The following is a 12,521-nucleotide window of genomic DNA, read 5'->3' on the forward strand; positions in this document are numbered from 1 at the left end:
CCATGGCCACCGCAGAACAGCATTACATTCTGGACCGCCCCAGCTTTGATAAGCCGGTGAAGATCCTGATCGTTGTCGCGCCGTACTATAAGGACATCGCGGACAATTTGGTCGCTGGCGCCAAGGCGGAAATCGAGGCCGTTGGTGGCACTTGGGACATCGTTGAAGTGCCCGGTGCGCTGGAAGTGCCCACTGCGATCTCGATTGCGGATCGCCTTTCGAACTTCGATGGATATGTGGCGCTGGGCTGCGTGATCCGGGGCGAGACGACCCACTATGAAACCGTCTGCAACGACAGCTCGCGCGCCATTCAACTGATGGGTCTGAATGGGCTGTGCATCGGCAACGGTATCCTGACGGTCGAAAATCGCCCGCAGGCCGAAGTCCGCGCGGATGTGAACGATCAAAATAAAGGCGGCGGGGCTGCTGCTGCGGCCTTGCATCTGGTCGCGCTTTCGCGCAAATGGGCGTCTTCAAGCAAGGGTGTCGGGTTCAAGTCGATCTCGGATTCGATCAAACTTGCTGGTGACACGAAGGATACCCCAACCGCATGACGCTTTCCGGCAACCAGAAACGCAAGATGAAATCCGCCGCCCGCTTGTTCGCGGTGCAGGCGTTGTTTCAGATGGAGGCTGCGGGCCAGACCATGGACCGCGTGATGGTCGAGTTCGAAGACCACCGCTTTGGCGAAGAGTTCGACGACTACACCATGGCCGAGGGCGACAGCCGCCTGTTCCGCAAACTGGTGGGGGATGCGGTGAACCATCAGGCCAAGATCGACCAAATGACCGACCGCGCGTTGGTGGCAAAATGGCCGATCGCGCGCATCGACCCCACCCTGCGTGCGCTGTTCCGTGCCGCTGGGGCTGAGATGGTCGAAGGCGACACTCCGCCCAAGGTCGTGATTACCGAGTTCGTTGACGTGGCACGTGCATTCTTCCCGGAAGGGGACGAGGCAAAGTTCACCAACGCCGTTCTGGATCACATGGCCCGCGAGGCGAAGCCCGAGGCGTTTTAAACACCGGCGAAACTGTAGAGTTCAGAGGCCACTGGGATGCGACCCATTGGCCTCTTTTCATTTGGGACAGGGGCTTTCATACTGGTCATATTCACCGAGGGGAATGTGATATGCCAAAACTCGTCCGCGTCTACATCAAGAACGTTCTGGTTGGATTTGCGCTGTCCGCAGCTTTTGTGGCGGCGTTGCTTTACATGAACGTGGGCAACCTGTGGCACCTGATCTCGACCTCGGACATGGGGTGGATCGCGGTCCTGATGCTGTTCATGTTCAACGGGATCGTCTTTGCAGGCGTCCAGTTCGCCTTCGTTATCATGCGAATGGAACAACGTGACGACACGCCTAAAGGCGGCAAGCGTCAGCCTGTCATCACCGGCGAACCTGCCCGCGTGAAAGTGGCCGCCAACCGCTGAGCCTCTTGCAGGGCGCGCGAATTGAGGTCATGATTCCCCATCAATGAAAGGGATCCCATGGCCGGTGGATGGGCGCGCGATGGCGCGGTAAGCGAACAGATTGAAGCATCGGTCTCCGATGAATTGGCCCGCATGAAGGCCAAGTCCCAGCCCGTGGGCGAAAGCTTTACCCATTGTGCAGAATGCGACGAGGAAATCCCTCAAGCTCGGCGTGAAGCTTTGCCCGGCGTGAAACTGTGTATCGACTGTGTGCAGGAACGCGACGCGGCGTTCAAGAAACGACCGGGGATCAATCGGCGCGGGTCGAAAGACAGCCAGCTGAAATAGGGGCGAAACCCTCTTTTCCGCGTTTCAAACGGGTGCTAAAAGCCTTTCAGGACACGGCGATGGCGTCGCCGCGAGGGTACCCTCGGTTCCTTTTCCACGCTCCTGTACGCCGGGACTTTCAATCGGGAGATTGAAGGCCCCGCCTTGCCTCCCACCAGATAGGAGGCATCCATGGCCTGGTCGCCGGACAAAACTGAAGTCAAAAGCTGGAACGAATGGGACACGTTGCGCCATGTGATCGTGGGCCGTGCCGATGATTGCCATATTCCGCCGGAAGAGCCCGCACTGGATGCGAAAGTGCCCGAAGACAGCGACATGCGCGGCCAGTGGGGCCGCCGCCCGCAGGAAACCATCGACCGCGCGAATGAACTGTTGGACAATTTCGCCGACCTGCTGCGCAAGCGTGGCGTGCGCGTGGACCGTCCTGTCTCAATCGATCATTCGCAGCCCGTGACCACGCCGGATTTCCACACCGACAGCCAGTTTGGCTGCATGCCGCCGCGTGACGTGCTGCTGACCGTCGGGCACGAGATGCTGGAAGCGACCATGTCCTATCGTTGCCGCTGGTTCGAGTATCTGAACTATCGCCCGCTGCTGAAGCAATACTGGGAAGAAGACCCGAACTTCCGTCACGAAGCCGCGCCGAAGCCGCGCCTGACGGATGCGGACTATCACCCGGATTACCTGTCGGACAAAATCGGCGTCGAGAAGCGCCTGCAATGGGCTGCCGAGAAGTTCTTTGTCACCACCGAGGAGGAGCCCTTGTTCGACGCGGCTGACGTCCTGCGCTTCGGCAAGGATCTGGTCGTTCAGCACGGCTTCACCACCAACCTGAAGGGCATCGAGTGGCTGCGCCGCCACTTCCCCGATCACCGCGTGCACACGGTGAACTTCCCCGGCGATCCGTACCCGATCCATATCGACGCGACCTTCACGCCGTTGCGCCCCGGCCTGATCCTGAACAACCCGCAGCGCCGCCTGCCGGAAGAGCAGCGCGGGATGTTTGAAAAGAACGGGTGGGAAATCGTGGACGCCGCCCAACCGGCCCACAACACGCCGCCGCCCTTGTGCTATTCCTCGACATGGCTGTCGATGAACGTCTTGGTGCTGGACCCGAAAACCGTTTGTGTCGAGAAGTCCGAGGTCTATCAGGCCGAGCAGATGGACAAGCTGGGTATGGAAGTGGTCGAGGTCGAGCTGCGCGACGCCTACGCGTTTGGCGGCGGCTTGCATTGCTGTACGGCGGATGTGTACCGCGATGGCGACTGCGAGGATTACTTTCCGAAGCAGTAAGTTCTTCGCTTTAGAAACAAGAAACCCGCGCTTTCCGGCGCGGGTTTAGTTATTTTGTGGGGGAGGGGCGCTGCCCCTCTTGGCCTTCGGCCAATTCACCCCGAGATACTTATGACAAGAAAATGCGATGAGCTTGCGAGCGCACCTGTTTCACTCCATCGCCTCAAGCTCATCAATGAAGCCTTCGATCATCGACAGACCCTTGGCCCAGAAGTTGGGATCCGAGGCGTCCAGCCCGAAGGGTGCTAGAAGCTCTTTGTGGTGTTTGGATCCGCCGGCTTTCAGCATCTCGAAATACTTCTCTTGGAAGTCCGCGTCGCCTTCTTCGTAGACGGCGTAAAGCGCGTTCACCAGACCGTCGCCGAACGCGTAGGCGTAGACATAGAAGGGCGAGTGGACGAAGTGGGGGATGTAGGACCAGAAGGTCTCGTATCCGGGCATGAAATCAAAGGCTTCGCCCAGGCTTTCGGCCTGCACGGACATCCAGATGGCGTTGATGTCATCGGGCGTCAACTCGCCTTCGGCGCGGGCGGCGTGGAGTTTGCATTCGAAGTCGTAGAAGGCAATCTGGCGCACGACCGTGTTGATCATGTCTTCGACCTTGCCCGCCAGAAGAACTTTCTTCTCTTCTGCGGTTTTGGCCTCCGACAGCAGCTTGCGGAAGGTCAGCATCTCGCCAAATACGGATGCGGTTTCAGCCAGCGTCAGCGGTGTGGAGGACAGCATCTCGCCTTGGTCAGCGGCCAGCACTTGGTGGACGCCGTGGCCAAGTTCATGCGCCAAGGTCATCACGTCACGCGGTTTGCCCAGATAGTTCAGCATCACATAGGGATGCGCGTCGGTGACGGTCGGGTGGGCGAAGGCACCGGGGGCCTTGCCGGGTTTGACGCCCGCGTCGATCCAGCCATCGGTGAAGAAGGGTTTGGCGATCTCGGCCATGCGCGGATCAAACGCGGCATAGGCGTCCATCACGGTCTTTTCGGCCTCGGGCCAGCTGACCAGCGTGTCATCTTCCATCGGAAGCGGTGCGTTGCGGTCCCAGACCTGCATCCGGTCCAGCCCAAGCCATTTGCGCTTCAGCTCGTAATAGCGGTGCGAGAGGCGCGGATAAGCGTCGACCACAGCATTGCGTAGGGCTTCGACCACTTCGGGTTCCACGTGGTTGGACAGGTGGCGCCCGGTCTGCGGGGTGGGCATGTTGCGCCACTGATCCTCGATGGATTTTTCCTTGGCGAGCGTGTTGTGCACGCGCGAGAAAATCTTGATGTTTTCACCCAGTACCCGCGCGATCTCTTCCGAGGCGGCTTGGCGTGTGGCACGGTCCTGTTCGGTCAGCAGGTTGGCGGTCGCTTCCAGCCCGCGCTCTTCGCCGTTCACAGTGAACATCAGCCCGGCGACGGTTTCGTCAAACAGCGTATTCCACGCCGATGCCCCGACCGAGGATTTGTCATGCAGGAACTGCTCCAGCTCGTCCGACAGCTGATAGGGGCGCATGGCGCGCAGGCGGTCGAAGACGGGTTTGTAGCGGGCCAGGTCGGCGTTGTCGGCGAACCAGCCGTTCAGCACGGTGTCATCAATCCGGTTCACTTCGAGCGAAAAGAAGACCAAGGGAGCGGTGAAGACGGTGATCTGTTCTTGGCAGTTTTGGAAGAACTGTGCGCGGTCCGCATCGGTGGTTTCCTGATAATAGCGCAGGCCCGCAAAGGACATGATGCGGCCGCCGATCATCTCGATCTTTTCATAGGCCAGCACGCAGTCGAGCATACCCGCAGCATCCAGCCCTGCCAGTTTCCCCTGATAGGTCTGGGCGAAGTCTGCACAGGCGTTCTCCAGCCAGCCCAGATCACGCTCAAGCTCGGGCGCGTCCTGTGACGGGTACAGATCCGACAGATCCCATTCCGGCAGATCTCCAAACGGGTTGTCGCCCGTACCGGCAGTTGCATCGCGCAGAATTTGAGGGGGTAGGGTGGAAAGCATGGGACCTCCGAAAATGTCGTTTCCCAAGACATAGGCGGTGGGGGGCGGGGTTGCAATCGGGCGCACGCAGGTTCTGGTCATGGGCGCAAAGCCTACGCGTAAGGGGCGGGAAATGGCCGATTTTCCCCCTTGGGGGGTTTTGACCCGGCCCGGTGGTCCCTTTATAGGAAAGGCAACCATCCTTAGGAGCGTGCGGCGTGATCAGATTCGTCCTTGGTATATTCGGTGCGATGTTTACCGGCATCACCCTTGCGATCTTCATGGCCGCCTTGGTCGTGGGGGGCGTTTTCTGGATGTATTCCAGGGACTTGCCCAGCCACGAACAGCTGGCGAACTATACGCCCGCGACGATCAGCCGGGTCTATTCCGGCGAAGGTCAATTGATGGACGAGTTCGCACAGGAGCGTCGCCTGTTTACGCCCGCGGACGAAATTCCCGACCTTGTGAAGCATGCTTTCATCTCGGCCGAGGATAAAAACTTCTATAACCACGCAGGCTTTGACCCCCGCGGGATCGCCGCTGCTGCGCTTGAAGCGGCGCGCGGTGGGGCGCTGCGCGGGGCGTCGACCATTCCGCAGCAGGTGGTGAAGAACTTCCTACTGTCCTCGGAACGATCCGCCGAGCGGAAGATTAAGGAGTTGATCCTGTCGGTGCGTTTGGAAAATACCCTGTCCAAGGATGACATTCTGGCGCTGTATCTGAACGAGATCTTCTTGGGCCAGAACTCCTACGGTGTAACAGCGGCGGCGCAGACTTACTTCAACAAGACGCTCGACCAGTTGGAGCCGCACGAGGCTGCCTATTTGGCGACCCTGCCGAAGAAGCCCGCGAAACTGCACCCAGTTCGCAACAAGGAAGCCGCTCTAGGGCGCCGCAACTATGTGCTGCGCGAGATGTATCAGAACGGTTATCTGGATCAGGCGATCTATGAGGCCGAGAAAGAGCTGCCCCTGCGCTCGGTCCAAAACGGCGATTTCGAGGGCTTCCGCACCGCACTGCCGGATCGTGACTATTTCACTGACGAAATTCGCCGCCAGTTGAGCCGCGATTTCGGCGAAGAAGAGTTCTTTACCGGTGGTCTGACCATTCGTGCGACTGAGAACCCCAAATTGCAAGATGTGGCCGCAGCCAGCCTGCGCCAAGGGCTTGAAGAATATGACCGGGGCCGGGGTGTCTGGCGTCCCACCGGCGTGACACTGCCCGAAGGCGCGCTGTCGGATGAGGCAAGCTGGCGTCAGGCGTTGGCTGACACCAAATTCCCGCGGGACATCGAGGGTTGGTATCCTGCCGTTGTGCTTGAGGTCGGTAACAATGACGCGCGCATTGGCATTGAAGGTGTCGAAGAGGATGATGACGGGCACTGGATCCCGGCCAAGGATGTGACATGGGCACGTCGCTTGGGCGAAGATGGAAGCCTCGGGCGCAAGGCCCGTGTGGCGGGCGATCTTCTGAAGGTCGGCGAGGTTGTGCATGTACGCCGCTTGGTCAAAGACGATGATGGCAGCTTTGTCCGCTGGACCCTGCGCCAGATCCCGGAAGTACAGGGCGGCTTTATGGCGATGGACGTCAACACCGGGCGTGTGATCGCGATGCAGGGTGGCTTTAGTTATCAGCATTCAGTCTATAACCGTGCCACACAAGCGCAGCGCCAGCCGGGATCAAGCTTCAAACCCTTCGTCTACGCGGCCGCGTTGGACAGCGGATTTTCCCCGGCCACTATCGTGATTGACGCGCCAATTGAGGTTGAGAGCGGCGGCAAAATCTGGCGCCCGAAGAATGCTTCGAACGAGTTTTACGGCCCGACGCCCTTGCGCACCGGGATCGAGCAATCGCGAAACCTGATGACTGTGCGTCTGGCTCAGGAAATCGGCATGGACACGGTGGCAGGCTATGCCGAGCGATTTGGCGTCTATGACCAGATGAACCCGTTCCTCGCCAACTCGCTTGGGTCTGAGGAAACTACGCTGTTCAAGATGGTGGCGGCTTATGCGATGTTTGCCAATGGCGGCGAACGGGTTGAGCCTACGCTGGTCGACCGCGTGCAGGACCGCTGGGGGCGGACGATCTATCGCCACGACCGCCGCGACTGTGTGGATTGTGACGATCCGGTGCTGGCCGCCGGGGCCGAGCCGTGGATCAAAAGCAACCGGGAACGCGTGATGGACGCGATCACGGCGTATCAGTTGACCTCGATGATGCGCGGTGTTGTGCAGCGCGGGACGGCCAGCCGGACTGTAAACCTGCCGGTGCCTGCTGCTGGCAAGACGGGCACGACCAACGATGCGCGTGATGTGTGGTTCGTAGGCTTTACGTCGAACATCGTGGCGGGCTGCTATATTGGCTACGACCGTCCGCGCAGCATGCCCGGCGCTTCGGGTGGCGGCATGTGTGGCCCTGTCTTCAATCGTTTTATGGCGGAAGCGGTGAAAGAACTGGGCGGCGGTGAATTCGAGGTGCCGGAAGGCGGGCATTTCATCAAGATCGACCGCTTTTCGGGTGCGCGTCTTCCGGATGATGCCACCGGCGAGTATGTGGTGGCCGAGTATTTCCGCGATGGCGAAGAACCGCTGTTCGGTGTGATGTTCGATGGTGGCTTTGCCATGGGATCGAACCTGCCGTTGTTTGATCGTGACGGTGCAGGGGGCGAAGAAGTTCGGACTTCGACCGGGAAAACGGTCGTTGTGCCGGATAAAGCGGATTTCGGAACGCTGTCCTCGGGTGGTCTCTACTGATAAGGCTTTGCAGCCATAGATTGAACGGTTTTGCCACGGTCCTGCCGGACCACTCTGAAAACTTATGCACAGAATCGCATTTTGCCCATTGTCTTTCCATGGGGTGAACACTTATGTTCTGAGAACGGTGGTGCGTTTTGAATAGCACCCCGCACAAGAGTTTCGCTGTCATGGCGACGGATGCCGGCCCAAAGACGCCGCAGACCACATCATGACAGGCTAAGAGCGCTTCGGGACGCAGCCGCATGACGGACTGGCCGCCGAAGCCGGAAATTGATGACCCGGCAGCAGGTTCGTAAAAAACTTGCCCCGATGTCTGAAAATACGCCCGACTTTGCAAAGCGAAGGGGGCACATGAATGGGTTTCGCACGAACCGCCGGTGTAACCGGACAGGATAGGCGAGACCGGAGAAGAAACGCGATGATGCGTGCGAGGATCGAGCAAGGACAGGCAATGGGGCGTATGCCCCTTCAGCTGTTGTCCCATCCCCCGCATCTGCTCGCCCTGACAAGTCACCCCTTTCCTGTTGCGCGTCCCCCGGGGCGGGCGCGGCGATCCGGGTGCAGAAAGACAACATGGCAAAGAAGATGCTTATCGACGCCACCCACGCCGAGGAAACTCGGGTTGTGGTGGTCGACGGGAACAAGGTTGAAGAATTTGACTTTGAATCCGAAAACAAACGCCAGCTCGCTGGCAACATTTATCTGGCAAAAGTAACACGGGTCGAACCGTCGCTTCAGGCGGCATTTGTCGACTATGGCGGAAACCGCCACGGGTTCCTGGCGTTTTCGGAAATCCACCCGGATTACTATCAGATCCCGGTCGCCGACCGTGAAGCGCTGCTGGAAGAAGAGCGCGCCTATGCAGAAGCAATGGCCGCCGAGGACGACAAGCCCAAGACACGCCGCCGCCGCCGCTCGCGTTCGCGCTCGAAGGCGGAAGAGACCAAGTCGGATGATGCGGTCGCCACCAAAGAGATCGATCAGTCCGCCAGCGGGATGGATGTGATTGATCTGGACGATGGCGGATCGGATGCCGAAGAAGGTCATTCGCCGATGGATCTGGTTGCGGAAACGCCGGTGGAAGAGCCGGTGGAAGACGCAGCCATGGAGGCAGCGGAAGATGCAGCAGAGGCAACCGCTGCTGAAGCTGAGGCTGCACCGGAAGCTGAAGCATCAGAAGATGACGTGGCCGAGGTCGCCGACGCCGACGAGGCGCCTGCTGCGGATGCAGAAGCTAAGGACGCTGACGCGGGCGACGATGCTGACAAAGCTGGTGACGATGCCGGTGAAGACAGCGATGACACCGATAGCGACGACGAAGACGACGAAGACGAGCCGCTGGAAGCCTCCGAGAAGGACGACCAGATCGAGCGCGTGGCCGACGACGACTCGACCGAAGAAATCCGTCCGCGCCGCAAGCCGCGCCCGAAGCGTTACAAGATCCAAGAAGTAATCAAGGTTCGCCAGATCCTTCTGGTTCAGGTCGTGAAAGAAGAGCGTGGCAACAAGGGCGCTGCCCTGACAACTTATCTGTCGCTGGCCGGTCGGTACTGCGTCCTGATGCCCAACACCGCACGCGGTGGCGGGATCAGCCGCAAGATCACCAACGCTTCGGACCGCAAGAAGCTGAAAGAAATCGCTGCCGAGATCGACGTGCCGAAGGGTGCGGGCCTGATCGTTCGGACAGCGGGCGCCAAGCGCACCAAGACCGAGATCAAGCGCGACTATGAATATCTTCAGCGCCTGTGGGAGCAGATCCGCGAACTGACGCTGGAATCGATCGCGCCCGCTAAGATTTACGAAGAAGGCAACCTGATCAAACGCACGATCCGCGATCTGTACTCGCGCGAGATCGACGAAGTGTTTGTGGAAGGCGAGGCTGGCTATCGCGTGGCCAAGGACTTCATGAAAATGATCATGCCGTCCCACGCCAAGAATGTGAAACACTACCAAGATCCCATGCCGCTGTTCGCGCGCTATCAGGTGGAAAGCTACCTGTCGGGCATGTTCAATCCGACCGTTCAGTTGAAATCCGGTGGCTATATCGTGATCGGCGTGACGGAAGCGCTGGTCGCCATCGACGTGAACTCGGGCCGGGCCACCAAAGAAGGCTCGATCGAGGAAACCGCGCTGAAGACCAACCTTGAGGCCGCGGAAGAAGTGGCGCGTCAGCTGCGTCTGCGCGACCTTGCGGGCCTTATCGTGATCGACTTCATCGACATGGACGAGCGTCGCAACAACACCGCCGTTGAAAAGCGGATGAAGGACAAGCTGAAGACCGACCGCGCGCGCATTCAGGTGGGCCGCATCTCGGGCTTTGGTCTGATGGAGATGAGCCGTCAGCGTCTGCGTCCCGGCATGATCGAGGCAACGACACAGCCCTGCAACCACTGCCACGGCACCGGCCTGATTCGCTCGGACGACAACCTTGCCCTGAACATCCTGCGTCAGCTGGAAGAAGAGGGTGTGCGCCGTCGCTCGCGCGAGGTTCTGGTGAAGGCCCCGGTCGGCATCGTGAACTTCCTGATGAACAACAAGCGCGAGCATATCGCGCAGATCGAAGCGCGGTATGGCATGTCGGTGCGGATCGAAGCTGATCCGTTCCTGATCTCGCCGGATTACACGATCGAGAAGTTCAAAACCGCCACGCGCGTGGTGCCGGATGCGGCGCCCGTAGTGTCTGTCGATGCGTCCATCATGGCCGATATCGATGACGTCGAAGAGGCCGAGGTGATTTCGGAAGAAACCCCGGAAGCCGAAGGCGAGGACAAGCCCAAGAAGCGCCGTCGCCGCCGCCGTCGTCGTCGCGGTCGCGGTGGGGATGACCAGCAAGAGAACGGTCAGACCGAGAACGGCGAGGCCGAGCAGGCCGCGTCGGAAGGTGACTCAGGCGCCGAAGCTGCTTCGGACGCGGAAGAGGCGCCTAAGGAGTCCGCTGAAGAGGCGACCGAAGAAAAGCCCAAGCGCAAGCGCGCCACCCGGTCGCGCAAGAAGAAGACCGACGAGGTTGCGGCGGATGCTGAAGGCACCGACGCCGTTGCCACCGAGACCGCAGAAGCCGAAGCCCCTGCTGAGGAAGAAAAGCCCAAGAAGCCCGCGCGCAAGCGTCGGACCTCGAAGGCGAAAGCCGAGGAAGAGGCGAAAGCGGCCGAGGCGGACACTTCCGAGGCGGCGGAAGAGGCCAAGCCGGAAGCTTCGGAAGAGGTTGCGGAAGAAAAGCCCAAGCGCAAGCGGGTGAGCCGTGCGAAGAAGCCGAAGGCAGAGGAGGCTCCAGTAGAAGCAGAGGCCGAAGCCAAGGCGGAAGACGCCCCCGCGGAGGAAGAGAAGCCCAAGAAGACCACGCGCAAACGTACAACGCGCAAGAAGGTCGAACCGGTTGCGGAAGAAGCTGCACCTGCACCTGCCGAGGCAGCTCCTGCAGAGCCAGCACCGGCCCCGGTTGAGGTGGCCGTTGCCGAAGCACCCGCTGTCGCAGCCGAACCCGCGCCGGAACCCACTCCGGTGGCCGAGGTTGCCTCGGACGAGCCGCCGAAGCCCAAGCGCAAAGGGTGGTGGTCGCTGAACCGCTGATCGGACGCACAGAACGAAGAAGCCGGGCACTAAGCCCGGCTTTTTTCATTTAGCCGTGTTTGATGAAGTAATAGGTCACGCCGTCCGGGCCTGATGTCTCATCTTGCCCCACAAGCTCGTGGCCTTGTTCGGCGCAAAAATGCGGAACATCAATCACGGCGGCGGGGTCTGTGGCCTGAAGCCGCAGGATTTGGCCCGGTTCCAGCGATTTCAAGCGCTTGCGGGCTTTCAGAACGGGCAGGGGGCACAAAAGCCCGATGGCATCCAGATCGTCATCATAGGTCATGATTTTCCTTAATCCCTGCGGAATTCCCTGTCCATCCGCCACGCGATCGCAAATTGTCGCGCAGATGTGACAAAGCGGCAGGTGACGCGGCCCGAAACCCGCGCTATGTGAAGTTTATGTTTGGAATTGAACTGATCGACGCAAGCCTTGTGCCTGCCCTGACCATCGCGTTTATCGCGGGCATCCTGAGCTTTCTCAGCCCCTGCGTGCTGCCCATTGTGCCGCCCTATCTGGCCTATATGTCCGGGGTCAGCATGTCCGAGATGAACGACCGTGGTGCGGGCCGGGGGAAGGTCTTGCTGGCCGCGCTCTTCTTCGTGCTGGGCTTGTCGACGGTGTTTCTGTTCCTAGGCTTTGCGGCCTCCGCCTTCGGGGCGATGTTCCTTGCCAACCAGACGCTGTTTGCGGGCATCGCAGGCGTGGTCGTCATGGTCTTCGGCGCGCATTTCCTTGGCGTGATCTCGATCCCGTTTCTGAACCGCGAGGCGCGACTGGACGCGGGTGACCAAGGCGGCAGCGCTTTTGGGGCCTATCTGCTGGGTCTGGCCTTTGCGTTTGGGTGGACGCCCTGTATTGGGCCTCAGCTTGGTGCCATTCTGGCACTGGCCGCCAGCGAAGGCTCGGTTGCACGGGGTACGTTCCTGCTGGCCGTTTATGCGATTGGCCTCGGCATTCCATTCTTGCTGTTCGCGGCCTTCTTTGCGCGGCTCGGCGGCCTCATGGCCTTCATGAAGCGCCATATGGAGCGGATCGAGCGGATCATGGGCCTGCTTCTGTGGACCATTGGGCTCTTGATGCTGACGGGCGGTTTCTCGCGCTTCTCGTACTGGCTGCTCGAGATGTTCCCGGCCATGGCAACGCTGGGCTAACTTCGACCGTGAATTCTGCATCCCGGGGGTTAT

General features: G+C 60.1%; 10 protein-coding genes. 8 read left to right on the plus strand and 2 right to left on the minus strand.

Annotated elements, in window-relative coordinates:
• The first annotated feature begins 2 nt into the window (after positions 1-2).
• The 5 genes from Q0677_RS13720 (at position 3) to Q0677_RS13740 (ending at position 3,051) form a co-directional block, all read left to right on the plus strand.
• Positions 3-554: a 6,7-dimethyl-8-ribityllumazine synthase gene (locus Q0677_RS13720; protein WP_298910852.1), complete on the plus strand. Its 552-nt coding sequence runs from the start codon at positions 3-5 to the stop codon at positions 552-554.
• Entirely contained in the window at positions 551-1,018 is a 468-nt protein-coding gene (gene nusB, locus Q0677_RS13725) for a transcription antitermination factor NusB (protein ID WP_133489672.1), read from the plus strand. Before Q0677_RS13720 ends, nusB begins: the two co-directional genes overlap by 4 nt.
• 110 nt (positions 1,019-1,128) lie before the next feature.
• Complete coding sequence (locus Q0677_RS13730) at positions 1,129-1,431, plus strand: hypothetical protein (RefSeq protein ID WP_298910854.1); 303 nt, start codon at positions 1,129-1,131, stop codon at positions 1,429-1,431.
• 57 nt (positions 1,432-1,488) lie between these two features.
• Entirely contained in the window at positions 1,489-1,758 is a 270-nt protein-coding gene (locus tag Q0677_RS13735; RefSeq protein ID WP_298910856.1) for a DksA/TraR family C4-type zinc finger protein, read from the plus strand.
• Positions 1,759-1,929: 171 nt separating this feature from the next.
• A complete protein-coding gene (locus Q0677_RS13740; protein WP_298910858.1) occupies positions 1,930-3,051 on the plus strand; it encodes a serine/threonine protein kinase in 1,122 nt (373 codons plus the stop codon).
• A 150-nt stretch (positions 3,052-3,201) separates the two neighbouring features.
• Here the strand turns inward: Q0677_RS13740 and Q0677_RS13745 are convergent, their stop codons facing one another.
• The gene (locus Q0677_RS13745; RefSeq protein ID WP_298910861.1) at positions 3,202-5,028 is read right to left on the minus strand and encodes a M3 family oligoendopeptidase; all 1,827 of its coding nucleotides are present in this window, start codon (positions 5,026-5,028) and stop codon (positions 3,202-3,204) included.
• Between the two features lie 197 nt (positions 5,029-5,225).
• Here Q0677_RS13745 and Q0677_RS13750 point away from each other — a divergent pair, with 197 nt between their 5' ends.
• Both Q0677_RS13750 and Q0677_RS13755 read left to right on the plus strand, forming a co-directional pair.
• Positions 5,226-7,760 (plus strand): penicillin-binding protein 1A, encoded by a 2,535-nt coding sequence (locus tag Q0677_RS13750; RefSeq protein WP_298910864.1) that lies wholly within the window; start codon positions 5,226-5,228, stop codon positions 7,758-7,760.
• A 576-nt stretch (positions 7,761-8,336) separates the two neighbouring features.
• Positions 8,337-11,333, plus strand: coding sequence for a ribonuclease E/G (locus Q0677_RS13755; RefSeq protein WP_298910866.1), 2,997 nt, complete (start codon positions 8,337-8,339; stop codon positions 11,331-11,333).
• 49 nt (positions 11,334-11,382) lie between these two features.
• On the opposite strand, the gene Q0677_RS13760 is transcribed toward Q0677_RS13755, so the two are convergent.
• Complete coding sequence (locus tag Q0677_RS13760) at positions 11,383-11,619, minus strand: sulfurtransferase TusA family protein (protein WP_298910869.1); 237 nt, start codon at positions 11,617-11,619, stop codon at positions 11,383-11,385.
• A 116-nt stretch (positions 11,620-11,735) separates the two neighbouring features.
• Between Q0677_RS13760 and Q0677_RS13765 the strand changes: the two genes are divergently transcribed.
• Positions 11,736-12,488: a cytochrome c biogenesis protein CcdA gene (locus Q0677_RS13765; RefSeq protein WP_133489575.1), complete on the plus strand. Its 753-nt coding sequence runs from the start codon at positions 11,736-11,738 to the stop codon at positions 12,486-12,488.
• Positions 12,489-12,521 lie beyond the last annotated feature (33 nt).

Source organism: uncultured Aliiroseovarius sp., assembly GCF_947492455.1.
Classification (GTDB): domain Bacteria; phylum Pseudomonadota; class Alphaproteobacteria; order Rhodobacterales; family Rhodobacteraceae; genus Aliiroseovarius.